Raw genomic sequence first — 23,649 nt, forward strand, 5'->3', positions numbered from 1 at the left:
CACCCCCTTTCCTCACGCCGACCGCGCGAACCACCGCCAGAGCCCCGACCACTGCTCCGGTCCGAGATCGCGCGGGAGACGCCGGTCCGATGCGCCGGCGGCCGTCAGCGCCTGCCGTGCCTGGGCCCTCGACACGCGAGCCGCCGAGGCCACGACCGCGTCGAGGGTCGCCCCGCGCGCCGTGAACATCGACCGGACGAACCCCTCGTACGCGCGACGCTCGGCGATCGGCACGAGCGGTGAGCCGCGTCGCGTGATCGACAGCAGACCACCGTCGACGCTGGGCTGCGGCGAGAAGCCCCACGCCGGGACACGCCCTTCGAGGGAGAACTCGAACCACGGTGCCGACTGGGCGGTCATCAGGGTGCCTCCCCCGACGCCCGCCCGCTTGCGGGCGACCTCCCACTGCGTCAGCAGAACCGCGTCGCGCCACCGGCCCGTCGACAGCATCCGCCGCAGGATCGGGGTCGTCAGGTGGAAGGGGATGTTGCCGACCACGACATCGGCGTCGAGCGGATGGCGCGTCGCGTCGGCGTGCTCGACCCGCACGCTCGGCAGGCGCCCGCTCAGTCTGCGGACCCGATGCTCGTCGATGTCGATCGCCGTGAGCGGTCGTCCGAGTTCCGCCAGCGAGCGGGTGAGGGCGCCGTCGCCGGCGCCGAGTTCGAGGATCGACCCGGACGTTCGCCGGACGATCATCGTGATGCGTCCGAGGGTGGGGCGATGGGTGAGGAAGTTCTGGCCGAGTTCGTGTCGGCCGCCGTGGATCGAACGAGGCATGAGTGCGCTCCAGAGGAAGAATCGGAGCACCTCGAAGGAGGGAAGGACGCGGAGACGCGTCAGAGAGGACTGCCCGTCCCGAGGTGCGATGACATCTCGATGGACGGCGCGCAGATGCGTGCGAGCGAGCGCGCCGTCAGGCGCGGCGGTCGCGGAACACGAGGGTGCGCCCCATCACGGGCGCGAAGCATATTGTTCCCATGGCCGACAGCCTAGCGACCTCCAGGACGCGGCTCCAGTCAGATCCAGCCGCGCTCCTCGGCGATCAGCACGGCCTGCTGTCGGGTGCCGACGTGCAGCTTTCCGAGGATCACCGAGATGTGGTTGCGGACCGTGCCCGGCGCGAGCGCGAGGGCACGGGCGATCTGTCCGGTCGTCTCCCCCCGCCGTCCGGCACGCAGCACGTCCAGCTCGCGATCGGTCAGCGGCGAGCGCTCGTCGCTCAGCGCATCCGCCGCGATCTCCGGGTCGACGTAGCGCGCGCCCGCTGCCACCCGCCGGATGACGGCCGCGACCTCGTCGGCACCGCGGGACTTGGGCAGGAACCCCGCGACGCCGGATGCCAGCGCGCGACGCAGCACGCCGGGCCGCGCGTGACGGGTGACGACGACGCAGCGCGTCGCGATCGCCCGATTCAGACGCTCGGCGACCTGCACGCCGTCGAGGCCCGGCATCTCGAGGTCGAGCAGGCAGACGTCGGGCTGCAGGCGCAGCGCCTCGGCGACCGCCTGCTCGCCGTCCTCGCACTCGGCGACGACCTCGATGTCCTCCTCCAGGCGCAGCAGCGCCGCGAGCGCCGACCGGATCATCCCCTCGTCGTCGGCGAGCAGCACGCGGATCATCGAGCCTCCTCCGCGTTCGACGGCACGGTCACCACGACCACGAACTCCTCCGCGTCGGCGTGGATCTCGAGCGTGCCGTGCACGTCGTCGATCCGACGACGGACACCGTCCAGGCCGGAGCCGTCGTCGCCGAACCGGGCGCCCTGCACCGCGTCGTTGGCGATCTCGTACCGCCAGGCATCCACCGTCCGGGTCAGGGCGAGACGCGCACGGCGTCCACCGCCGTGCCGCAGCACGTTCGTCGTCGTCTCCCGGATCACCGGCCCGAGAGCGGATGCCGGTGCGGCGGCGGCATCCGGATCGATCACCGCCTCGACCTCGAGGCCGGCGGCGCGCAGGAGGTCTCGGGCGTTGGCGAGCTCATCGCTCAGCGGGACGGACCGGTACCGGGTCGCGAGGTCCCTCGTGCCCTGGCGCGCCTCGTCGACGCTGACCCGCGCGGCACGGAGCTGTTCCATGCCGGCATCCGGATCGCGCGGCAGCAGCCGCTCCGCGAGCTCCAGCTGCAGCGCGATGACCTGGAGGTGGTGCCCCTGCAGGTCGTGCACATCGGTCGCCACGCGCAGCCGTTCCTGCGTCGCCGCGAGGCGCGCCTCCGATGCACGGGCGCGGTCCAGAGTCACCATGACGTCCCAGAACCACAGCGAGCTGACCGTCATGAACGGGAGCAGCGAGATCACGATCACCGGCAGCCACCGGGGAAGGAAGGCGTCGACGGATGCCGCCGCGGAATCGACGACGCTGAGTCCCACCAGCAGTAGGGTCGCCGCGAGGACGACCCGGAAGCGCACGCCGCTGGGCCAGTTCAAGAGCACGATCGACTGCGCGAGGGGCATGACGGCGAGCTGCCAGCTGTGACCGAGCAGCCCCACGACGAGCCCGAACGCCACGGCGGCGAGCAGCGGCAGCCACAGCCGCCCCCAGGGGACCCCCGGTCGCGCGTCGAGTCGGCGCCGATAGTCCAACAGCAGCAGGAGGGTCGAGGCCAACCACAGGAGTCCGCTGACCGCGGCGATGAGCAGCGCTATGCCGCTGAGGTCCGTCGCCCCGACGAAGGCGGTCGCGGTGGCGACGACCGTGAGTTCGATGAACAGCACGGCGCCCGCCGTGTACCACCAGGTGACCGTGACGCCGCGCGTCAGCGAGACCGCCCCCGGGGTCGGAACGGCGGGGGCGAGGGGCTCGATGCGGCTGCTCACGCTCTCACGATACGGGCGTGACAGATGTCACGGATACGACGTGCGATCCACCCGTGAAGCGGTGACGGCTCGGCACTGTCGTGTGCGGCCGGAGAACGGTGGACTGGATCCATCGCAACGGACACGCCGTTCGCACCGACAACCGGGAGCACACCCCATGAACCTCATCGAGATCTTCCAGAACTGGGTCGCCCAGGTCCCCGAGCTCGTGCAGCCGCTCATCGTCGCCCTCGCCGGCGCGATCCCCTTCATCGAGGGCGAGGGTGCCGCGAGCATCGGGATCATCGGCGGCATCCACCCGGTGATTGCCGCCGTCGCAGCCATCGTCGGCAACTTCGTGTGCGTCGCCGTGCTGGTGCTGGCGAGCTCGGGTGCCCGCAGCGCGATCGTGAACCGCTCTCGTGTGAAGGAACCGGCCCTTGCAGGAGGAGGAGCGTCAGCCGCACCCGCGTCCGAGGCGCCGCACACCGATCGCAAGGCCGCCCGCCGGGAGAAGTTCCAGCGCGCGTTCGAGCGCTACGGCGTTCCCGGGGTCAGCCTTCTCGGACCGCTGCTGCTGCCGACCCACTTCACCGCCACGATGCTCGCCGCGGCCGGCGTCGGCAAGGCGCGCGTGCTGTTCTGGCAGGCGCTCGCGATCATCGGCTGGACGACGGCGGTCGCCGTGATCGTCGGCGGTGCGGTCTACGCCATCCGCTGATCCGAACGGCGCCTCCGACCGATTCGGCGGACTCGCGTCATGATTCGTCCGCCACGGGGTCTTGCCTATGACGGAGGTCCGGGCCTTTGGGGATATTGGCTCGCTCCGTCATCGGCCGCCCACCCCTCACACAGAGCGGCCAGAGGGTGGGATCCCTTCCCCGGGATCCCACCCTCTTTCTCCTGGTGCGGTGCTCGACTGTCGTCGTAACCCTGGCATGTCGGCCACCCGGTCTGCGGTAATCTCTCAATCCCCCGACGCGACACCCGGACGTCGTGCGACGGAACACGAGGTCTCATGGAAAGCTCTGGCGCAGGCACCGCCGACGAGACCGACGCCGACCTCCTCCGGCGCAGCCGCGACGGCGACCGTCGTGCGTTCTCCGAGCTCTGGCGCCGACACGCTCCGACCGCCGTGGCCTATGCCCGCAGCCTCGGCGCCGCGCCGCCCGACCCCGAGGACGTCGTCTCGGACGCGTTCCTGAGCATCCTGCAGCTGGTGCGCACCGGCCGAGGGCCGGAGGAGAGGTTCCGTCCCTATCTGCTCACCACGGTGCGCAACACGTGGCTGACGGCCGCTCGGCGCGCGCCGACGACGGTTCCGCTCGACGAGGTCGAGGAGCCCCCCTCGGGCGTCGGCACGATCGACGTCGAGGCGATGATGAACTCCACGGCCCTCGCCGAGGCCTTCTGCGCGCTTCCGGATCGTTGGCAGCATGCGCTCTGGCTCAGCGAGGTCGAACAGCTCCCCCCTCGCGAGATCGCCGATGTGCTCGGCATGAGGGCGAACGCCGTGGCCGCTCTGACGTACCGCGCCAGGGACGGGCTCCGGAAGGCGTGGATCGGCGCGCACCTCCGCCGTGCACCTGCCGGTTCCGACCATGTGCGCGTGATCGAGCTGCTCGGCGCCTACGTGCAGGGCGATCTGGGTCCGCGCCCGCAGAAGTTCGTCGCGGGGCACCTGGAATCGTGCGCCGACTGCCGCGCGGCGGCCGGTGAGGCGAGACACCTCGCGCGCGCCATCACGCTCGGCCCGCTCCTCGTCGGCGGCGCCGGACTCGTCATCGTCCCCGCGTATTTCGGGGCGGGGCAGGCCGCAGCGGCGATCGTTGCGGCCGCAGCGCCGACGGCGCCCGTGCTGTGGCCCGTCGCCGCCGCCGTGGCCGTGGCCCTCTCGGTGAGCGGCAGTCTGTTCCTGCGCACCCCGACCGAACCGGACGCGACCGCGGTGGATCTGCCGTCGGTCGCGCTGCCGGACGAGGCGGCATCCGCACCGCCTCTCGCTCCGTCTCCGGACCTCGCGCAGCCGAATCCCGCCACGTCCTCGACCGTGGGCATCCGCGAGATCGCCGCTCCGATCGCCGATGCTCCGAGCACTCCGGCACCGGTGCCGACTCCCGTTCCGGCGCCGGCACCCGACGTCGCTCCGGCGCCCGTCGAAGAACCTCCGGCGTCACCCACGACCGCCCCCGTGACGGCGCCCGTGACCGCGTCGAGCGAGCACGATCCCCCACCGACGACCTCCCTCAGCCGATCGCGCTGGTGGTGGGTCGATGTCGCCGTGACTCCGGCCGATCTCATCGGATGCCCTCCGATCGCCACCGTGACCATCGGCGGGGTCGCCGGAACGACTGTCCTGGTCGTCATCGATGATCAGCGCAGCGGAGCGGTCGTGACCCTCGATTCCGACGGCGTCTGGACAGGAGAGATCGAGCTGCCGATGGCCTCGGGGCAGCATGCGGTGTCGATCATCGATACCGGCCCCCGGGACGGAGATCCCGAGGTGCTCGCGCAGGGCACCGTCGACTATTGATCTCAATTCAGGAATTTCTGAATTCAGGTTCTGCTGTACGGTTGTCATCATGACCACGGCGACGGCATCTCTCACCCATACCGCGGCGGTGGCCCGTCTCGGCCACGCGCTGTCCGATCCGACACGTGCCGGCATCCTGCTCGCACTGCGGGCGACCGACCGCTACCCCGCCGAACTGGCCGATGATCTCGGCGTCTCCCGGCAGGTGATGTCCAACCACCTGGCCTGCCTTCGCGGATGCGGACTGATCGAGAGCGTCCCCGACGGCCGCCGGAGCAGCTATCGCCTCACGGACCCGCACCTCGCGCCGGCCCTCGACGAACTCGTGCGCGTCACCCTGATCGTCGAGCCGGACTGCTGCGACGGCGAAGGATGCAGCTGCTGATGTCGACGCTCACCGCGGACCGCCGCGCGACCCTCCATCGACGCATCCGACTCATCGTCGCGATCACGATCGCGTACAACCTCATCGAGGCGGTCGTGGCGATCGCCGCCGGGTCGATCGCCTCATCGGCGGCGCTCGTCGGGTTCGGCCTCGATTCGACCATCGAGGTCCTCTCTGCAGCGGCCGTCGCCTGGCAGTTCACGCGACGCGACCCGGAACGCTGGGAGAAGCCGACCCTGCGCGTGATCGCGATCGCCTTCTTCGCGCTCGCCGTCTACGTCACCGCGACCTCCGTGCTCGCCCTCGTCACGGCGGAACGACCGGAGCACAGCACGATCGGGATCGTCCTGACCGCCGTCAGCGTGGTGGTCATGCCCTTCCTGTCGTTCGCCGAGCGGCAAGCGGGTCGCGAGGCGGGATCCGCCACTGCCGTCGCCGACTCGAAGCAGACGCTGATCTGCACCTACCTGTCGGCCGCCGTGCTCGTCGGCCTCGTCGCGAACTCGCTGTTCGGCTGGTGGTGGGCGGATGCCGTGGCCGGGCTGGTCATCGCGGCCTTCGCGGTGCGCGAGGGCGTGGAGGCGTGGAGGGGCGACGCATGCGCGACCTCCGTCGGGATGATCTTCGACGACGAGCACGACGACCACGATCACCACGATCACCACGCGCACTGAGCATCTAGGTTGGGGAGATGGATGCTCGCCTGCCGCTGCGGCACGACCTCGACGGTCGCACGATCCTCGTCACCGGAGCCAACGCGGGAATCGGGTACTGGTGCGCCGAGCGTCTCGCCGCTCGCGGTGCGCGCGTGCTTCTGGGATGCCGATCGCCCGAGCGAGCGCAGACCGCGGTCGCGGCGATCACAGCCCGAGTCTCCGACGCGCAGCTGCGCATCGTCTCCGTCGATCTCGGCTCACTCGACAGCATCCGCAGCGCGGCAGCCGACGTCGATGAACGACTCGATGCGGTCATCTGCAACGCCGGTGTGAAGACCGCCCGCACGGATGCCCGGACGCACGACGGCTTCGACCTGATGATCGGCACCAACTTCCTCGGGCATTTCGCTCTGCTCGCCCAGCTCGCCCCGTTCTTCGCCGACGACGCCCGCGTGGTGGCGGTCGGCTCGATCGCGCATCGCTTCGCCCGGCTCGAGCCCGGCCGTCTCTCGGATCCCTGGCGCGGCTCTTCGCTGCGTCAGTACGGGCGTTCCAAGGCGGCGCTCATGGCGTTCGCCTTCGAGCTGGACCGGCGCTGGTCCGATACCGGGCGATCCGCCCTCTGCGCACACCCGGGGTACGCGGTCGATCCGCTCACCGCCCCGCGGCCCGGACTCGTCGAGGTGCCCGTGGTCGTGCGCGCTCTGGCCACCCTGAGCCGACCGTTCGTGCAGGGCAAGGACGACGGCGCCGCGCCGCTGATCCATGCGGCCACGGCCACCGAGGCAGAGAGCGGCGACTACTGGGGCCCGGGAGGGGCGCTCGAGTTCCGCGGCGCACCCACCCGCGTGCGCGCCTCGGACCAGGTCCGATCGCCTGCCACCGGCGCCGCCCTCTGGGATGCTGCGGAGCAGCTGACCGGCGTGCGCTTCCCGACCTGAGCCGATGTCGGATGCCGCGGCCAGACTGGGGTCATGATCACTCTGCTGTCCGCCCCCAGCAACCTCGGTCTGCGGCCGCCTCAGCGCGGAAGCGTGCCGGGCACGGCGAAGGCTCCGGAGGCGCTGCGCGAGGCAGGACTCCACACCCGCTTCGCCGAGCGCGGGGCGATCGACGGAGGTGTCGTGCTCTCCGCGCGCTATGTCGATGACGACGACACCAGGGCCGCCGGGCATGTCCGCAATGAAGCGGCGCTGGTCGAGCACTCCCGGCGCCTCGCCGCGCGCATCACCGACGTGCTCGCCGCGGAGAGTGCTCCGCTGGTGATCGGCGGCGACTGCGCCCTGCTGCTCGGCGCCGGCATGGCCTCGGCGCGACGAGGTCGCACCGGGCTGGTGCACGTCGACGGGCACACCGACTTCCGCCATCCGGGGAACAGCGACGAGAGTGCGAGCGTGGCCGGCGAGGCGCTGGCGGCCGCGATCGGGTACCACTGGCCCGCCATCGCGGACATCGACGGCCTCTCCCCGTACTTCGCGGCTGCCCGCACCGCACACATCGGTCATCGCGATGACGACGAGGAACAGGAAGAGGTGCGCGCGCTCCTCGGACTCGTCACCCCCGCCGCCGATGTCATCAGACGGGGTGCGGCGGCCGTGGCGGCCGACTCCGCCGCGGTGGCCGGTCCCGACGGGTACTGGCTCCAGGTCGACGTCGACGTGCTCGACGCCTCAGTGATGCCGGCGGTCGACAGCCCGGATCCCGGCGGCCTGACCGCGGCGCAGCTCGCCGATCTCCTGCGGGAACTGGCCCCTCGGGCCATCGGCGCGAGCATCACCGTGTTCGACCCCGACCTCGACCCGGACGGCCGCTACGCGCGACTGCTGGTCGACATCCTGGATGCCGGCCTGCGCGAACTCGGGTCGGGCATCCGCGGATGACGCGGCAGCCCTGATCACGAAGACGGGCACGATGTTCCAGAGCAGATCACCCCTCAGCGGAAGCTCCCGCTGAGGGGTGAGCACGCCCCGTGGGGAGCCGGGCGCTCGTGCCCTCAGGGTCCGAGGAAGGGGTGGAGCAGCGCGACGCTCACGAGTTCTCCTTGTCGATGGCGGATGTCGAGGGAACGGCGATCCCGGCGGTGTCGGTGCTCTCCAGTGGGCTCAGCGTGCCCGAGGCATCGACCGTCTCTGCGACATCCGGGGATCGCCGCGTCTTGAGGAGGCTGGCGACCGTGGCGACGGTGATCGTCGCGGCGATGAACAGCAGCGAGAACCAGATCGGGATCTCGGGAGCCCAGAGCATCGGCTCGCCGCCGTTGATGAAGGGCAGCTCGTTCACGTGGAGGGCGTGCAGCACGAGCTTCACGCCGATGAACGCGAGGATGACCGCGAGCCCCTGGGCCAGGTAGACGAGGCGCTCGAGCAGGCCGCCGATGAGGAAGTACAGCTGACGCAGACCCATGAGCGCGAACGCGTTGGCCGTGAACACGATGTAGGCCTCGTCGGTGAGCCCGTAGATCGCCGGGATCGAGTCGACCGCGAACACGAGGTCGATGAAGCCGATCGCGATGATCGTGAGCAGCATCGGGGTGACGAAGCGCTTGCCGTTGTTCACGACGGTCAGCTTGTCCTCGTTGTACTCGTCGGTCACCGGGAGGTGCCGACGGACGAACGTCATGAAGCGGCCGTTGGCCGGGTTGCTCTCGTGGTTGCTGAAGGCCTGTCGGTACGCGAGGACCAGCAGCAGCGCGCCGAACAGGTAGAAGATCCATGAGAAGTTCTCGATGAGGGTCGCGCCGACGGCGATGAAGATACCGCGCAGGATCAGCGCGATGACGATGCCGATCATCAGCACCTTCTGCTGGTAGATCTTCGGCACGGCGAAGCCGGTCATCACAATGAGGAACACGAAGAGGTTGTCGATCGACAGCGCCTTCTCGGTCAGATACCCGGCGAAGTACTCCCCGCCGAAGGTCCACCCGGAGAAGACGCCGATCCCGACGCCGAAGAGCAGAGCGAGGCTGATGTAGAAGATCGACCAGCGGGCGGATTCCGCGATCGAGGGCTCGTGAGGCTTGCGCACGTGGGCGAAGAACTCGTACACGAAGAAGGCGATCGTGACCGCGATCGTGATGATCCAGATCAGAGGGGTGATTTCCAACAGGGGCTCCAGACTCGGCGTGACAAGCAGCGCCAAAGTCTTCTCCATTCCTGAGATCAGGAACCGGTGGCCCGGGATGCGACGTGCATCCGTAATGACGACCCGACCGTATCGGAGTACTCCCCTTGGGATCTCCAGGGTACAAGGAGGCCTGGATCATCCCTGTGGATCTGCCGACAACCGCGGGGCGGCGGGCGCAGCGCATGACGCCCCGCGGAGAGGCGGTCAGTTCAGGATGAACGTCACCGTCGCGCTGTTGCCCGCGACGTCCTGGACGACCAGGGTGTTCTCCCCCTGGACGGCACCGAAGACGCCGGGCTTCACGTGGTTGATGTCGGACCACGTGTTGTTGGAGAGGTCCTTCACCACCCCGTTGAGCGAGACCTGCGAGACCTTGCCCGCGTCGAAGAGCTTGAAACTGACGAGGTCGTAGACCCCCGCGGAGCCCGCGGTGAACGATGCCCCCTCCTTGACCGTCGCGGTCGGAGCGGTGGCATCGATCGTCACCGCGAAGACGCCGGTCTGCGCGATGTTGCCCGCAAGGTCCTCCGCGTTGTACTTCACCGTATATGCGCCGTCGGGCAGGGTCTGGGTCGTCTCGTGCACACCGCTCGTCGCACCGTCGATCGCCGACTGCGTGCTCTTGACGAGCGTGCCGTCCTTGTAGATGTTCGCGACGATGCGCTTCAGACCGATGTCGTCGGTCGCGTCGACGCGCAGCGTCAGCGCGGGCATCGGGCCGGCAGTGGTCGGCGCGACGAGAGTCGCCACCGGCTTCGTGGTGTCGACCGGAGCAGCATCCTGGACGAGGGCGACGCGATCGACCGCCCAGAACGCGCTGTTGGTCCCGGTGTAGTGGAATCGGAACTGCGCGGTCTGCGCGCCGGCAGGCACGTCGAAGACCAGACGCTCCTCGGCATTCGTGTTCGCCGTGTACGCCTTGAGCGACTGCGCCTCGCCGCCGTCGAAGCTGACGAGGACCTCGGCCGACTGCGGCCCGTCGATGAAGTAGTTGGTGGCATACGCCAGAGTCGCCGTGGAAGCGCCGGTCAGCGGGTAGGCGGGGCTGACGAGCGTCGAGTCGAAGGCGCCCGCCGCGTGCGACTTGTCGTCCCACTCATCCGAGTCGGCCACGGCGAAGACGTCGCGGACGCGCACCGACGTCTCCCGACGCTGCCCCAGCTCGACGTTGGTCCAGAAGTCATCGGTGGCGAAGGACCAGCCGGCCCATTCCCTCACACCGCCGGAGGGCATGAGGGAGTTGTCGATGCTCCAGCCTTCCGGTGTCGCATGCGTCCAGCCGAGGACATCCGCTCCGGGGCGGGTCTCGTCCGCGCGGGTCTGCAGCGCTGGGCGCAGCGCGTCGAAGGCATCGGGCGCGAGGTCCGGTACGGCAGTGCCGTCGAGTGCCCAGGTCGGGTCAGCCGCGATGCCGACGGCGGAGAGGACGGTGGGGGCGACGTCGGTGATCTTGACGTCGTGACGCACACCGGGCTCGATGCCCGGTCCCGCCGCGATCACGAACACCTTGCGCTCAGCCGGGCTGCTTCCGCCGTGACCACCGGTCGGAGTGTGGCCGTGATCCGCCGTGACGACGATGGTCCACTCCTCCTCCGAGGGGCGGGCCTCGACCGCGGCGAGGATCTGGCCGATCTCGCCGTCCGCTTTCGCGAGTGCCTGTCCGTACGCGGCGCCGTTCGTGCCCGTGCTGTGCCCTGCGCCGTCGACCTCGTCGAGGTGCACGAACACGTCGTCGGCCCCGCCGGCGATCGCCTCGACCGCCTTGGCCGTCGTGCCGACATCGTTGCCGCCCTGGATGCGCGAGTCCGCGGCCGGCCCGAAGACCGTGGTCGCGATCGGAGACCACGTCGCCACGACCGCCGTGGAGCGCTCCGGCTGTGCGGCTTCGATGCGCGTCAGGTAGTCGGGGTAGAGGTCGTACCGAGGTGCCGTGAAGTTGTTGTCGACGACGTTGTGCTTGTCGGGCCAGACACCCGTGGCGATGGTCGACCACCCCGGTCCGGAGATGGTGCCGGCCAGCGGCGTGCCGTACAGGTTGCTGGACGAGACCATGCCGCGCGCCATCAGCGCGTCGAGGTTCGGCACGTCCGCATCGTCGAGGAAGTCGAACGACGCACCGTCGATCCCGATCACGAGGGTCTTGACGGCGGCCGCGTCGGCGGCCGCCAGGGCGGGTGCGGCCACCAGCGGGGACAGGAGGCATGCGGCCGCAGTTGTCAGCACAACTGCGCGCTTGCGATACGAGGGCACTTGATCTCCGAGACGTTGGTTTCACGGGCATGGTGACGTCCATGCCCGGAGACAGTCTCGAACTCGGAGACCGCGCCGCCAACGGTTCGCGCGAAGATGTCAATACACGTTGAGGTGCCGTTCACTCTCGGGCGCGCAAATAGGTATCTATGTGCGTGAACGGACGAGCGCCGCGGTCAGTCGAGCAGCTCGCCCACCAACTGTTCGATGCGGCTGCGGATGTCGTCGCGGATCGGCCGCACCGCGTCGATGCCCTGGCCGGCCGGATCATCGAGCTTCCAGTCCTCGTAGCGCTTGCCGGGGAAGAACGGGCACGCGTCACCGCACCCCATCGTGATCACGACATCGGAGGCCTGGACGGCCTCGGTCGTGAGCACCTTCGGCGCTTCCGCCGTGATGTCGATGCCGAGTTCGGCCATCGCCTCCACGGCGATCGGGTTGATCTCGTCAGCTGGCATGGACCCCGCGGAGCGGACCTCGATGCGGTCGCCGGCGATGTCGCGCAGGAATCCCGCGGCCATCTGCGAGCGGCCGGCGTTGTGGACGCACACGAACAGGACGGAGGGGGTGGGTGAGGCGTCGGGCATGGTGGCTCCTGTCTACGTTTCCAGTCTGACATTCATCGATGCGGGGGAGGCTGCTCGGATCAGCCGACCGCGACAGGGCGCGAGCCGATCTGCAGCACGGAGGGCGCAGGCGCGGCGCAGCATCCGCTCGCTCCCTCGTCGAATCCGCCCGCGCCGCCGCACACACCGGTGTCCGGCAGCACCAGCTCGTTGCGGGCCGCGGACTCGTGATCTCCGGCGAGGTGCGCGACGACGCTCCGCACCTGCTCGAAGCCTGTCAGCGCGAGGAAGGTCGGCGCGCGCCCGTAGGACTTCGCGCCGACGATGAACAGACCCTGCTCCGGCTGTGCGAGCTGACGCGCACCCGTCGCCGACACCGAACCGCACGAGTGGATGTTCGGATCGATCTCGGCGGCGATCCCCGCGACCGCCTCGAGTGCGGGATCGAGATCGATGCGCAGCTCCCGGAGCAGGTCGGAGTCGGGTCGGAATCCGGTGAGCGCGAACACGTGGGAGACGTCGGCGACCTCTCGCCCGTCGTCCGAGCGGATGCGGAGAGCGCCGTCCTGTGCCCGGAACTCGGCGACACGGAACCCGGTGACGACGTCGACCACGCCGGACTCGATCACGCGGCGAGCGCGCGCTCCGAGAGCCGCCCGCTCGGGGAGCTCGTCGCCGGCACCGCCTCCGAACACGTTCGTCGCGGTTCCCCGTCGCAGCAGCCAGGTCACCCGCGTACCCGGTGCGCGGCGTGCGAGCTCACTCAGTCGCAGCACCGCGTGCGTCGCGGAATGGCCGGCTCCGACCACGACCACGTGCGCGCCCGCGAAGGCGGCGACGTCGTCGGGGATCCGATAGGAGATGCGATCTGCCGAGGCCGGCTCGCCCAGCGCAGGGTAGCCGTCCGCACCCGCCGGATTCGGCTGCCCCCACGTGCCGCTGGCGTCGATCACCGAACGTGCGAGGAGCCGGCTCTCGGTGCCGTCGGCATCTCGCGTGTGCACCACGAACGGCTGACTCCGACGTCCGCCGTCGACGACCTTGTCACGGCCATGGCGTGCGACGCCGGTGACGGTGACCCCGTAGCGGACCCGCTCACCCAGTGCGTCGGCCAGTGGGGCGAGGTATCCCTCGATCCACTCCGCGCCCGTCGGGTACCCGGCCGGCGGAGCCGACCACCCCGACGGCTCGAGCAGGCGCCGACCGGCCGCATCGGTGAGTTCCGGCCACGAGGAGAACAGCCGCACATGCCCCCATTCCGAGACCGCGGCCGCGGCGGCATCCCCGCGTTCGAGGACGACGGCGTCCAGCCCGCTTTCGGTCGCATGCGCGGCGGCGACGAGGCCCTGCGGCCCCGCTCCGATGATCACGACGGGCAGTTCATCCATGACGTCTCCTCAAATCGAAAAACTTCAATATGAAGACCATCTCCTACCTATCGAAGAATGTCAATACGTGACAGACTAGCGGGGTGAGCCTGCCCCTGACCATCGAAGCGACCTCCTGCTGCGTCCCCCGCGTCACCTCTGCCGTCTCCGTCGAGGACGCGGAAAGGGCAGCCCGCGTGTTCAAGGCGCTCGGCGACCCGACACGCGTTCGACTGCTGTCACTGATCGCCGCGGGCGACGGCGGGGAAGCATGCATCTGCGACCTCACGGAGCCGGTCGGTCTCTCCCAGGGCACGGTCTCCCACCACATGAAGCTGCTCGCAGAGGCGGGGCTCGTCACGCGCGAGCAGCGCGGCAAGTGGGCGTACTTCGCCCTCAACGACTCAGCGCTCGACGCGGCCGCCGATGCCCTGCGGACGACCTGAGGGTCTCACCGCCGGCTCGGCCCCGAAGTAGAGGTGGGCATGCAGCGCGCACCTCTCGTTGAACCCGGCATCGCACTCCGGACATGAGGATGCCGCCAGATAGTCGGTGATCGTCAGCTCCGCACCGCAGGCTCCGCACAGCACGGCCTTCGTCGCGCGCTCGTCGAAGCCCCACTGGCGCGCGGGATGCCCGGCAGCCTCCGCATGGCAGAGATGGCACGGGTAGTACTCGCCGCAGCAGGCGAAGCGGATCGCGATGATGTCGACGGCGGTGCGATAGTGCACGCATCGGGTCATGTCGTCGACGACCGCGCCGCGGACGACCGGACGACTAGGCATGGGGCTCGCGACCTTCGATCAGGGCGGCGAGAGCGTCGAGCGTACGCGCGAGCCCGAACGCCCAGGCCTGACTCGCACCCCACGCGCCGCCCTGCGCCTCTCCGGCGGCGGCGCCGATGCGCACCGCCCGCGGAAAGGCCGCAGGGTCGAGGGCGCGGGCGAGGATCGGCTGGTTCGCCGACCACCACTGCTCATCGCTCATCGCGGTGTCGGTGACCGCTCGGACGGCGTCGTGCGCCGAGCGACAGTGCGCCTGGACGAAGCCGAGGAGGTAGGTGAGCGAGGCGTCGACATCGACATCCGAGAGCCCGGTGCCGTCGAAGGCGGCGAGCTCGTGCTCGTACTTCGCCATGACCCCGGGACCGAGCGGCGGCCTGCTGAGCGCGGCGACCTCGGTGAGCCACGGATGCCGGGTCAGCAGCTCACGGTTCGCCTGCGCGATCTCGGTCACCCGTTCGCGCCACGGCCTCTCCCCTGGATCCGGCCGCGCCATGCCGGCGTAGAGCGCGTCGACCATCAGGTCGAGGAGCTCCGGTTTCCCCGGGACGTAGGTGTACACCGACATCGGCGCGATGCCCACGCGCTCGGCCACGGCACGCACCGTGACTCCGGCGAGCCCCTGCTCATCGGCGATGGCGAGGGCCGCATCGACGAGCCGACCCACGGCGACGGAGCGCGCCGGGCCCTTCCGCGGAGCCGACGGCTCACCCCAGAGCAGAGCGAGGGTCCGGCTCGGCTCTCCTGCGCCCGTGCGATCGGCATCCATGGGAATGATCTTGCCACATCTGCGTTATACGCAGTACATTGTACGTCGTACAGTGTTACCGATAGGAGCATCCATGCAGTTCACCTCGACAGCGATCTCGCTGAATGTGCCCGACGTCGACGCCTCCGCCGAGTGGGTGCAGAAGCACCTCGGCTTCTCCGTCGCGATGGCGGCCGACGGATTCTGCTCGCTGCAGCATCCGGATGCCGGGATCAACCTGATCTACCTCCGCACGGGCCTGCCGACGTTCAAGCCCGCGTCGGCGGCTGCGGACGCGACAGGCCTCCTCGTCGTCTTCACGGTCGACGCCATCGACGACGACTACGCCCGCCTGCGCGAGGAGGGCGTCACCATCGTCACGCCGATCGAGACCGAGCCCTGGGGCGAGCGCTACTTCCAGATGACGGACCCGAACGGCATCGTCTACCAGCTCGTCCAGTGGGTCGAGCCGACGGAGGAGCACGTCGGCTGACAGCGGTGCCACGCGCTGAGCCGCCTCGACGCCGCTCAGCGCGTGGGTGCGCTCGACCGCCCCTGATCCCGACCGCTGAGCTCTGCGTCGAGCGTCTCCTGGGCGACGCGCATCTGCTCGGCATACGCCGGCTGCTGCAGGCGCTGCCAGATCAGATCCTCCGAGACTTCTTCGACGTTGCTCACCACCCACCAGATGTTGCCGAACGGGTCCTTGATGCGTCCCCCACGCTGACCGAAGGCATTGTCGTCGAGGGCGGTCACGACGACGGCTCCCGCTGCGATCGCCTGAGCGAAGGTCGCATCGGCATCCGGAACCCACACCCGCAGCAGACTCGGCATCACCGGCCACTCCGGACGGCGATCGAAGGCCAGGATGATCGTGTCCCCGACCCGGATCTCGGCATGGCCGATCAAGCCGTCCTCCGTGGCGACACGCGCGATCTCCTCGCCGTCGAACGCCGCGGCGACGAAGTCGAGCAGTGCTCCGGTGTCGTCCGTGACGACCCATGGCGCCACGGTCGTGTAGCCGGCGGGGGCGGAGTTCTTCGTGTCGGTCATCTTCTTCTCCGATCTGGATGTCATGCGATGAACCTACGAGCAGATGCGGACAGATCCTGTCCTCGTGCGCTCCAGCCGAGACCCGGTCAGTGCGCGTACCGCGGCCCCAGGACCGAGAGCAGCTTCAGCTTCTCGTGACTCTCCGACCCCGGGGCCGCGGTGTAGACCAGCAGGGCCTGCGAGGACTCCGGGTCGATCAGGCTCTGACAGGACAGATCGAGGGCACCGAGCTCCGGGTGGATGAACCGCTTGGTCTCCTGCGGCCGCAGCCCGATCTCCTGCCGCTCCCAGAGCATCCGGAATTCCTCGCTCTCATCGCGCAGCAGGCGGCAGAGCTCGGCGGCGCGCGACTCCGGGCCGTTGCGGGCCATCACCTCGCGCAGGCCGGAGACCCACAGCCGGGCGAGGAACGCGTGGTCGCGGGGGTCGTAGAGCTCACGCGAACCCGGATCCGTGAACCACCGGAACCCGATGCTGCGCTGCGGGCCGGTGAGCTGCGCGGTGTCGCCGGTGAGCGCGACGCCGAGCGCGGTCTGACGCAGCGTCTCCCCCAGCTCCGTGACGACCTCGGCCGGCGTGTCCTCGAGGCGGTCCAGGATGCGCAGCATTCCCGGTGAGACGTGGTCGCTCTCCACACCGCGAGCGGGAGGTCGGTGGCCCGCCAACCGGAACAGGTGGTCGCGTTCCTCCACCGAGAGATGAAGTCCCTGGGCGATCGACGCGATCATCTGCTCCGACGGCAGCGGGCCGCTGCCGCGCTCGAGGCGCGCGTAGTAGTCGGCCGACATGTGACTGAGCGCGGCCACCTCCTCGCGCCGGAGTCCGTCGGTGCGCCGACGCTGCCCGCGAGGCAGGCCGACGTCCTCCGGCTGGAGCACGTCGCGCCGCATCCGGAGGAACTCCGCCAGCCCTGCCCTGTCGATCCCCATGCGCACGGCATCCTCTCGTCGCCACGATCCTGACATGCCGGTGCTCCGGCATCCACTGATCGACGAGTCCTGGATAGCGCGCCGGGCACCGATGAGAGTGGAGGAGACCTGAAGGAGCACGCTCATGCCACGCACCATCGACATCACCATCCCACCGCTGCACGGTCGACGCGCCGTCGTCACCGGCGGGAGCGACGGCATCGGACTGCGAATCGCCACCCGTCTCGCCCAGGCCGGCGCAGACGTCGTGCTGCCGGTCCGCAATCTCCGCAAGGGCGAGGCGGCGGCCGCCGGGATCCGGGAGAAGGCTCCGTCCGCCGAAGTGGAACTGCTGCCCCTGGACCTTTCATCGCTCGCGTCGATCGCCGCGTTCGGCGACAGCATGCGAGAGGACGGACGGCCCATCCATCTCCTCATCAACAACGCCGGCGTGATGACGCCACCGGACCGGCAGGTCACGGCCGACGGCTTCGAGCTCCAGTTCGGCACGAATCACCTCGGCCACTTCGCGCTCGTCGGGCAGCTGCTGCCGCTGCTGCGTGCAGGCAAGGCCCGCGTCACGTCGCAGGTCAGCGTCGCCGCGAACGAGCGATCCATCCACTGGGACGATCTGAACGGGGAGCGCTCGTACAACGGCATGACCGCGTACAGCCAGTCGAAGATCGCCTTCGGTCAGTTCGCGCTCGAGCTCGACCGTCGCAGCGAAGCACAGGGCTGGGGCATCACGAGCAACCTCTCCCACCCCGGAGTCGCCCCCACCAGCCTGCTCGCCGCCCGGCCGGAGCTCGGACGCGGACAGGACACGTTCGGTGTGCGGGTGATCCGGTGGGGATCCGCCCGCGGGATCGTGTTCGGCACTCCGGAATCGGCGGCTCTCCCCGCCCTCTACGCAGCGACGTCTCCCGACGCCCGCCGCCGCGCGTTCTACGGACCGCGCGGGATCGGTCATCTCGGCGGCGCTCCTGCCGAGCAGCGGCTGTACTCCCGTCTGCGCAGCGAGGAGGAGGCGCGGCGGGTCTGGCAGGTCTCCGAGGAGCTGACCGGCATCCGATTCCCCGGCGACGGACCGATCGAGACTGTGAGCCCACCCAGCTTGGGGGCGTAACGTCCGGTCATGAACGCACAATTGAAGATCGCGGGGCACAGCCCCGAACCGCTGGGTCACGGATCTGCCCTCGTCGACGCGCTTCCGGCCGCGCTGACGACGAAGCACGTGCCTGACCACCACACCGCCGCGACGGTGACCGACGACGACGAGGCACGCATCTCGGACTGGGCCGAAGAGGGCGGTGCCGCCCGCGACTAGGGCGACACCCGCGAAGAGGTCATCATGGACGACATCCGTCCGACCGTCCGCACCCGTCCGCGCGACAGCGCGGCCCGCGCATCGAGCACCTTCACGGAGCTCGCTCAGACCGTCCGCGAGCGCGGACTGCTGCGCCGCCGTTACGGCTACTACTGGTCGAAGCTCGTGGGAGCGCCACTGGTGCTCATCGCCTGCATCCTCGTGTTCGTCTGGATCGGCGACACCTGGTGGCAGCTGTTCACCGCGGCCGTGCTCGCGATCGTGTTCACCCAGATCGCGTTCCTCGGCCACGACGCCGCCCACCGCCAGATCTTCGTCTCCGGACGCTGGAACGACTGGATCAGCCTGATCCTCGGCGACCTGCTCGTCGGCATGAGCTACGGCTGGTGGCAGCACAAGCACACCCGGCATCATGCGAATCCCAACAAGCTCGGCGCCGACCCCGACATCGAGCTGCCTGTCATCGCGGTCACAGCCGACAGCGCCGCACGGCATCACAGCCCGCTGGTGTCATGGCTGCGGGCGCACCAGGGCCTGATGTTCTTCCCGATCCTGCTCTTCGAGGGCCTGTCGCTCCACGCGTCGAGCGTTCGACGCGTGTTCACACGCGGACGCCTCGAGCGGCGATGGGTGGAGATCGTCTTCCTGGCCGTGCGGATGATCGGCTATCTCATCCTGGTCTTCCTGGTGCTGTCACCGGGCATCGCCTTCGTGTTCCTCGCCGTGCAGCTCGGACTGTTCGGCTTCTACATGGGCATCGCCTTCGCACCGAACCACAAGGGGATGCCGGTTGTCCCGCGGGACATGACGCTGGACTTCCTGCGGCGCCAGGTGCTGATGAGCCGCAACGTGAGCGGAAGCCGGTTCATCGATGTTCTCCTCGGCGGGCTGAACTACCAGGTCGAGCACCACCTCTTCCCGTCGATGCCTCGCCCGCACCTGCGTCGCGCGGCGCCCGTGGTCGAGGCGTACTGTCGCGAGCTCGGGGTGCCGTACACCCGCATCGGCCTGTTCGCCTCGTACGCGATCGTCGTCCGCTACATCAACCGCGTCGGCCTCGGCGAGCGCGACGTGTTCAGCTGCCCGCTGATCGAGCAGCGCAGTCACGTGTAGTGCGCTCCCGTGGCAGGCATGGCGGGTGTTTCGCTCGCAGACCCGCCAAAACTGCCACGGGAGCACCATGATGGACGGATGACGGACGGGTATCGGGACGACTTCCTCGCCACCGCGGTGGCGTTGCCGCAGACGGGGCGCGTCACTCGGAGGCTCGACTACCCGCGCTTCTCGGTGCTGCTCGACCCTTCGCGTCGCCTCGCGGCGGCGACGGCGGTGAACATCGACGGCGCCGAGCTCCGCGACCTCGCCAGGGAGGGCGAGTGGCGCCTCGATCCCCGGGTCGATGCCGACGAGCAGACCGGCCCCGAGGTCTACGCGCGCAACGACCTCGACCGCGGGCACCTGGTCCGCCGGCGCGATCCGGGCTGGGGCGAGCCTGCCGACGCACGGGAGGCGATGGAGGCGACCTTCTTCTACCCGAACGCCGCGCCGCAGGCCGCCGGCTTCAACCAGTCGAAGGAACTGTGGCTCGGCCTCGAAGACCATGTGCTCGCCTATGCCGAGACGACCGATCAGCGGCTGAGCGTCTTCACCGCGCCTGTCCTCGCCGACGAAGACCCGGCGTACCGCGGCATCCGGATCCCGCTGCGATTCTGGAAGGTCGCCGCCTGGCAGGATGCGACCGATCTTCGCGCCGCGGGGTTCGTCCTCGACCAGACCGAACTCGTCGACACCGGCGAAGGCCTTCTGGCGAAGCCGCCGCTCGGGGCCTTCCGCACCTTCCAGGTGCCGATCGCGGACATCACGGGCATCACGGGTGTCGACTTCGGGCCGCTCACTGACGCCGACGTGCTGGATCGCGCCGACCTGCGGGCGGGCGGCTGGCGCGCGCTGCGCTCGGCGGGCGACACGATCCTCTGAGCAGCCGCCCGCCCCGGGTCAGCCCTGACGACCCTTGAATCGGGGGTTGAGCTTGTTGATGACGAAGACGCGCCCGCGACGGCGCACGACCTGGGCGCCGGGTTGATTCTTCAGGGACTTGAGCGATGCTCGAACCTTCATGACGATCTCCTTATTGATAATCTTTCTCAATAACAAGGTAGGGTGGCGAGGACCGCCCGTCAAGAAGAGAGCAGATCGTCCATGGAGCACCCCCTCATCGTCGTCGGCGTCTGCGTGCCGGAGCGACGACGGTACGCGGCCGCGCTCGCCCGAGCGACCGGCAGGCGCCTCGTGCGGATCTCGGAGCTCCCTCCCGCGCGTCGGGAGGAACGCGATCCGATCCCGTCGCAGCGGTCTCTCGGCAGCGGCGAACTCTGGCGATTCGTGGCCGACATCGGGACCGAGATCGACCTCCCGCACGTCGACCTCGCGACGGATCCGCGGATTCCGGTCGTGTGCGTCGTGGACGCCCTGCACCTGCTGGAGGACCTCGCCGACCAGCGCCCGCTCCTCGAGACCGCAGGCCCCGGTGACGACCGCGGCGACGTCGGCGCTCGCGCCCGTCGCGCCGTGTCCTTCGTCGAAGGCGCGACGCTGATCTCCTTCGTCAACTGGGAGGCGGTCGACACGCCCCGTCTGGCCCTCGTGATGACGATCGCCTCTCACCTCAATCCCGCCGCCCGCGTGCGTCTGTCGCGCGGACCGGCGGACGACATCCGCGCCCTGAGCTCCGGGTCGCCGGAGTCGCCGCTGCTGCTGGAGAGAGCGGGCTGGGTGCACGCGCTCAACGATGAGCACGATCCGCACATGACAGATGCGCGTGTGACGACGCTCCGCTACGAGCAGCCCCGCCCGTTCCACCCCGCGAGGCTCGCCGCTGCGCTGGACGACATCGAGTCCGGTCGCCACGGCCACATCCTGCGGTCGGCGGGATTCTGTCGTCTCGCGACGCGGGCGAGCGTCCTCGCACGCTGGGATCACGTCGGTTCCGCGATCTGGATGGATCCGCTGTCGTCCGATATCGAGGCGGCGTCGACCGTGCAGGACATCGCGTTCACCGGGCTCGGCATCGATGCGCGGGCACTCCGCGACGCCCTCGACGACGCCGCCGTCACCGACGAGGAGCTCACCGCCGGTCCGGTCGCATGGCGCGAGTTCGAGGACCCGCTCCCCGCGTGGCCGTCGATCGTCGAGGAGCGCCCCTGAACGACCGCCCGTCGGTCGTCGTGTCCGGCCGCTCGCTGCCTCAGGCTTCGGCCGATGCCGCCTGGTCCGCGCTCGCCGACTCCGTCGCGACCCAGCTGGCGAGCATCTTCAGCTTCTCCTCGGATGCCGTGCCGGGCTCGGCCGTGTACGTCGACATGCGCAGTCCCGGGTCGGAGGGCAGCTCGAACGCCTCGTAGACGAGCTCGATCTCGCCGACGACCGGATGCCGGAGCCGCTTGACCCCACTGCGGTGATGGCGCACATCGTGCGCGGCCCACAGTGTGCGGAACCGATCGCTGCGCGTCGAGAGCTCGCCCACCAGGTCGCTGAAGCGACGGTCGAACGGATTGCGGCCGGCCTCACCGCGCATCGCCGCGACGATCTCACGGGTGACACGGTCCCAGTCGGGGTAGAACTCGTGCGCCGCGGGATTCAGGAAGGCGAAGCGCACGCTGTTCGGCGCGGGATCGGTGAAGTGCGGCGAATAGAGTGCCTTGCCGAGCGCGTTCGCGCCGAGATAGTCGAAAGAGCTGTTGCGCACGAGTGCCGGCGCCCCGGTCATCGCGTCGAGCAGGCGCTGGATGCTGGGGCGGATCGCCTCCGCCTTCTTCCGCGGCTTCCTGGCCACGGGTGAGGCGTTCGCGGTGCGGGCGAGGTCGAAGAGGTGCGCCGTCTCCGCGTCGTCGAGCTGCAGCGCCCTCGCGAGGGAGTCCAGCACGCTGTCGGACGCTCCAGAGAGGTCACCGCGTTCGAGGCGGGTGTAATAGTCGACGCTGACGCCCGCGAGCAGCGAGACCTCCTCGCGACGGAGCCCCGGCACGCGTCGGTTGCCCCCGAACACGGGGAGCCCTGCCTTGTCGGGGGTGAGTCGTGCGCGCCTCGTGGAGAGGAACTCACGCACCTCGCTGCGGGTGTCCATACCTCGACGGTACGCCTTGCCGGCTGCGGAAGGGAGGTACCAGCACCCCCTCCCATCCGGCCGCATCCATCCGCACACTGGAGGTATGACCATGAATCTCACCCTGAACAACGGCGTCACCATGCCGGCGCTCGGCTTCGGCGTCTTCCAGGCCGCTCCCGAGGAGACCGTCGCAGCGGTGACCGCGGCGCTCGAGACCGGCTATCGCCTGATCGACACGGCAGCGGCATACGGCAACGAGCGCGAGGTCGGACAGGCCATCCGACAGTCGGGCATCTCCCGCGACGAGATCTTCATCGAGACCAAGGTGTGGATCAGCGACTTCGGCTACGACGAGACGCTGCACGCCTTCGAGAAGTCGACCGGCAAGCTCGGCGTCGACACTCTGGACCTGCTCATCCTGCACCAGGCGCTGCCCTCGCAGTTCGACCTGACCGTCGGCGCGTACAAGGCCCTCGAGTCCCTGCTCGGCGAGGGGCGCGTGCGCGCCATCGGCGTCAGCAACTTCATGCCGTCGCACCTCGCCGACCTGGCCGCCTCGACCTCGATCGTGCCCGCGGTCAACCAGGTCGAGGTGCACCCGTACTTCCAGCAGCGCGATGTGCAGCGGGCGGATGCCGTGGCGGGCACGATCACGCAGGCCTGGTCGCCGATCGGTGGCATCACCGCATACCGCCCCAACGGCGCGTCGGCCTTCGACGACGAGACGCTGAAGGCGATCGGCGCGGAGCACGGCAAGTCGCCGGCACAGGTCATGCTGCGCTGGCACCTGCAGCAGGGCCGCTCCGCACTGCCGAAGTCGGTGCGACCCGCGCGCATCGCCGAGAACTACGACGTGTTCGACTTCGAGCTCACGGCCGAGCAGCTCGCCTCGATCGACGCGCTCGACACCGACGTGCGTCGCGGGCCCGAGCCGGAGGCCGTCACTCTCGAGGCCTTCGGTCGGGAGATCCCGGAAGCATGAGCCGTTCGGCGAGCGCCGCGGACGAAGAGCACGGGAGAAGCGGAGTCGCGCAGCCGGACCTGCA

27 protein-coding genes are annotated in these 23,649 nt (G+C 69.6%); 14 read left to right on the forward strand and 13 right to left on the reverse strand.

What is annotated here, in order from left to right:
- Positions 1-12: 12 nt before the first annotated feature.
- The 3 genes from erm to MRBLWH11_RS00150 form a co-directional block, all read right to left on the reverse strand.
- On the reverse strand, positions 13-780 hold the full coding sequence (gene erm, locus MRBLWH11_RS00140) for a 23S ribosomal RNA methyltransferase Erm (protein WP_116634398.1): 768 nt from the start codon (positions 778-780) through the stop codon (positions 13-15).
- Positions 781-1,019: 239 nt separating this feature from the next.
- On the reverse strand, positions 1,020-1,622 hold the full coding sequence (locus MRBLWH11_RS00145) for a response regulator transcription factor (RefSeq protein WP_116634397.1): 603 nt from the start codon (positions 1,620-1,622) through the stop codon (positions 1,020-1,022).
- Positions 1,619-2,821 (reverse strand): histidine kinase, encoded by a 1,203-nt coding sequence (locus MRBLWH11_RS00150; protein WP_341946276.1) that lies wholly within the window; start codon positions 2,819-2,821, stop codon positions 1,619-1,621. Before MRBLWH11_RS00150 ends, MRBLWH11_RS00145 begins: the two co-directional genes overlap by 4 nt.
- A 157-nt stretch (positions 2,822-2,978) precedes the next feature.
- Here MRBLWH11_RS00150 and MRBLWH11_RS00155 point away from each other — a divergent pair, with 157 nt between their 5' ends.
- The 6 genes from MRBLWH11_RS00155 (at position 2,979) to MRBLWH11_RS00180 (ending at position 8,254) form a co-directional block, all read left to right on the forward strand.
- Positions 2,979-3,521 (forward strand): small multidrug efflux protein, encoded by a 543-nt coding sequence (locus MRBLWH11_RS00155; protein WP_341946277.1) that lies wholly within the window; start codon positions 2,979-2,981, stop codon positions 3,519-3,521.
- A gap of 297 nt (positions 3,522-3,818) precedes the next feature.
- Positions 3,819-5,333 carry a sigma-70 family RNA polymerase sigma factor gene (locus tag MRBLWH11_RS00160; RefSeq protein ID WP_341946278.1) on the forward strand — a complete coding sequence of 505 codons (1,515 nt, stop codon included), beginning with the start codon at positions 3,819-3,821 and terminating at the stop codon, positions 5,331-5,333.
- A 49-nt stretch (positions 5,334-5,382) separates the two neighbouring features.
- The gene (locus MRBLWH11_RS00165) at positions 5,383-5,718 is read left to right on the forward strand and encodes a metalloregulator ArsR/SmtB family transcription factor (RefSeq protein WP_116634394.1); all 336 of its coding nucleotides are present in this window, start codon (positions 5,383-5,385) and stop codon (positions 5,716-5,718) included.
- Positions 5,718-6,392 (forward strand): cation transporter, encoded by a 675-nt coding sequence (locus tag MRBLWH11_RS00170; protein WP_341946279.1) that lies wholly within the window; start codon positions 5,718-5,720, stop codon positions 6,390-6,392. The genes MRBLWH11_RS00165 and MRBLWH11_RS00170 overlap by 1 nt, the downstream gene beginning before the upstream one ends.
- Before the next feature lie 17 nt (positions 6,393-6,409).
- Complete coding sequence (locus MRBLWH11_RS00175; RefSeq protein WP_341946280.1) at positions 6,410-7,315, forward strand: SDR family NAD(P)-dependent oxidoreductase; 906 nt, start codon at positions 6,410-6,412, stop codon at positions 7,313-7,315.
- 33 nt (positions 7,316-7,348) lie between these two features.
- On the forward strand, positions 7,349-8,254 hold the full coding sequence (locus tag MRBLWH11_RS00180) for an arginase family protein (RefSeq protein ID WP_341946281.1): 906 nt from the start codon (positions 7,349-7,351) through the stop codon (positions 8,252-8,254).
- A gap of 148 nt (positions 8,255-8,402) precedes the next feature.
- Here the strand turns inward: MRBLWH11_RS00180 and MRBLWH11_RS00185 are convergent, their stop codons facing one another.
- The 4 genes from MRBLWH11_RS00185 to MRBLWH11_RS00200 form a co-directional block, all read right to left on the reverse strand.
- Entirely contained in the window at positions 8,403-9,476 is a 1,074-nt protein-coding gene (locus tag MRBLWH11_RS00185; protein WP_341946282.1) for a TerC family protein, read from the reverse strand.
- A 225-nt stretch (positions 9,477-9,701) separates the two neighbouring features.
- Positions 9,702-11,681 carry an alkaline phosphatase family protein gene (locus MRBLWH11_RS00190; protein WP_341946283.1) on the reverse strand — a complete coding sequence of 660 codons (1,980 nt, stop codon included), beginning with the start codon at positions 11,679-11,681 and terminating at the stop codon, positions 9,702-9,704.
- Positions 11,682-11,923: 242 nt separating this feature from the next.
- Positions 11,924-12,334, reverse strand: coding sequence for an arsenate reductase ArsC (locus tag MRBLWH11_RS00195; RefSeq protein ID WP_341946284.1), 411 nt, complete (start codon positions 12,332-12,334; stop codon positions 11,924-11,926).
- Positions 12,335-12,393: 59 nt separating this feature from the next.
- Positions 12,394-13,701 carry an NAD(P)-binding domain-containing protein gene (locus MRBLWH11_RS00200; protein WP_341946285.1) on the reverse strand — a complete coding sequence of 436 codons (1,308 nt, stop codon included), beginning with the start codon at positions 13,699-13,701 and terminating at the stop codon, positions 12,394-12,396.
- An 83-nt stretch (positions 13,702-13,784) separates the two neighbouring features.
- On the opposite strand from MRBLWH11_RS00200, the gene MRBLWH11_RS00205 reads away from it, so the two are divergent.
- Positions 13,785-14,126 (forward strand): metalloregulator ArsR/SmtB family transcription factor, encoded by a 342-nt coding sequence (locus MRBLWH11_RS00205; protein ID WP_341946286.1) that lies wholly within the window; start codon positions 13,785-13,787, stop codon positions 14,124-14,126.
- On the opposite strand, the gene MRBLWH11_RS00210 is transcribed toward MRBLWH11_RS00205, so the two are convergent.
- Both MRBLWH11_RS00210 and MRBLWH11_RS00215 read right to left on the reverse strand, forming a co-directional pair.
- The gene (locus MRBLWH11_RS00210) at positions 14,085-14,465 is read right to left on the reverse strand and encodes a CHY zinc finger protein (RefSeq protein WP_341946287.1); all 381 of its coding nucleotides are present in this window, start codon (positions 14,463-14,465) and stop codon (positions 14,085-14,087) included. The genes MRBLWH11_RS00205 and MRBLWH11_RS00210 overlap by 42 nt on opposite strands.
- Complete coding sequence (locus MRBLWH11_RS00215) at positions 14,458-15,231, reverse strand: TetR/AcrR family transcriptional regulator (RefSeq protein WP_341946288.1); 774 nt, start codon at positions 15,229-15,231, stop codon at positions 14,458-14,460. The genes MRBLWH11_RS00210 and MRBLWH11_RS00215 overlap by 8 nt, the downstream gene beginning before the upstream one ends.
- 73 nt (positions 15,232-15,304) lie before the next feature.
- Between MRBLWH11_RS00215 and MRBLWH11_RS00220 the strand changes: the two genes are divergently transcribed.
- Positions 15,305-15,703 carry a VOC family protein gene (locus MRBLWH11_RS00220; protein ID WP_341946289.1) on the forward strand — a complete coding sequence of 133 codons (399 nt, stop codon included), beginning with the start codon at positions 15,305-15,307 and terminating at the stop codon, positions 15,701-15,703.
- Between the two features lie 35 nt (positions 15,704-15,738).
- Here the strand turns inward: MRBLWH11_RS00220 and MRBLWH11_RS00225 are convergent, their stop codons facing one another.
- On the reverse strand, positions 15,739-16,287 hold the full coding sequence (locus MRBLWH11_RS00225) for a VOC family protein (RefSeq protein WP_341946290.1): 549 nt from the start codon (positions 16,285-16,287) through the stop codon (positions 15,739-15,741).
- 62 nt (positions 16,288-16,349) lie between these two features.
- A complete protein-coding gene (locus MRBLWH11_RS00230) occupies positions 16,350-17,192 on the reverse strand; it encodes a helix-turn-helix transcriptional regulator (protein WP_116634384.1) in 843 nt (280 codons plus the stop codon).
- Between the two features lie 124 nt (positions 17,193-17,316).
- Here MRBLWH11_RS00230 and MRBLWH11_RS00235 point away from each other — a divergent pair, with 124 nt between their 5' ends.
- The 4 genes from MRBLWH11_RS00235 to MRBLWH11_RS00250 all read left to right on the forward strand — a co-directional run bounded on the left by MRBLWH11_RS00235 (position 17,317) and on the right by MRBLWH11_RS00250 (position 20,475).
- Positions 17,317-18,297 (forward strand): SDR family oxidoreductase, encoded by a 981-nt coding sequence (locus MRBLWH11_RS00235; protein WP_341946291.1) that lies wholly within the window; start codon positions 17,317-17,319, stop codon positions 18,295-18,297.
- Positions 18,298-18,306: 9 nt separating this feature from the next.
- A complete protein-coding gene (locus MRBLWH11_RS00240) occupies positions 18,307-18,498 on the forward strand; it encodes a hypothetical protein (protein WP_133192783.1) in 192 nt (63 codons plus the stop codon).
- A gap of 24 nt (positions 18,499-18,522) precedes the next feature.
- Complete coding sequence (locus tag MRBLWH11_RS00245) at positions 18,523-19,611, forward strand: acyl-CoA desaturase (protein WP_116634381.1); 1,089 nt, start codon at positions 18,523-18,525, stop codon at positions 19,609-19,611.
- A gap of 78 nt (positions 19,612-19,689) precedes the next feature.
- Positions 19,690-20,475: a DNA/RNA non-specific endonuclease gene (locus MRBLWH11_RS00250; RefSeq protein ID WP_341946292.1), complete on the forward strand. Its 786-nt coding sequence runs from the start codon at positions 19,690-19,692 to the stop codon at positions 20,473-20,475.
- An 18-nt stretch (positions 20,476-20,493) separates the two neighbouring features.
- Here MRBLWH11_RS00250 and ykgO read toward each other — a convergent pair whose 3' ends face one another.
- Positions 20,494-20,616 carry a type B 50S ribosomal protein L36 gene (ykgO, locus tag MRBLWH11_RS00255; protein WP_036311902.1) on the reverse strand — a complete coding sequence of 41 codons (123 nt, stop codon included), beginning with the start codon at positions 20,614-20,616 and terminating at the stop codon, positions 20,494-20,496.
- A gap of 81 nt (positions 20,617-20,697) precedes the next feature.
- Here ykgO and MRBLWH11_RS00260 point away from each other — a divergent pair, with 81 nt between their 5' ends.
- Complete coding sequence (locus tag MRBLWH11_RS00260) at positions 20,698-21,702, forward strand: GTP-binding protein (protein WP_341946293.1); 1,005 nt, start codon at positions 20,698-20,700, stop codon at positions 21,700-21,702.
- Positions 21,703-21,742: 40 nt separating this feature from the next.
- Here the strand turns inward: MRBLWH11_RS00260 and MRBLWH11_RS00265 are convergent, their stop codons facing one another.
- Positions 21,743-22,621: a helix-turn-helix transcriptional regulator gene (locus tag MRBLWH11_RS00265; RefSeq protein ID WP_341946294.1), complete on the reverse strand. Its 879-nt coding sequence runs from the start codon at positions 22,619-22,621 to the stop codon at positions 21,743-21,745.
- Between the two features lie 91 nt (positions 22,622-22,712).
- Here MRBLWH11_RS00265 and MRBLWH11_RS00270 point away from each other — a divergent pair, with 91 nt between their 5' ends.
- Entirely contained in the window at positions 22,713-23,585 is an 873-nt protein-coding gene (locus MRBLWH11_RS00270; protein ID WP_341947868.1) for an aldo/keto reductase, read from the forward strand.
- Positions 23,586-23,649: the final 64 nt, after the last annotated feature.

Source organism: Microbacterium sp. LWH11-1.2 (assembly GCF_038397745.1).
Taxonomy (GTDB): domain Bacteria; phylum Actinomycetota; class Actinomycetes; order Actinomycetales; family Microbacteriaceae; genus Microbacterium.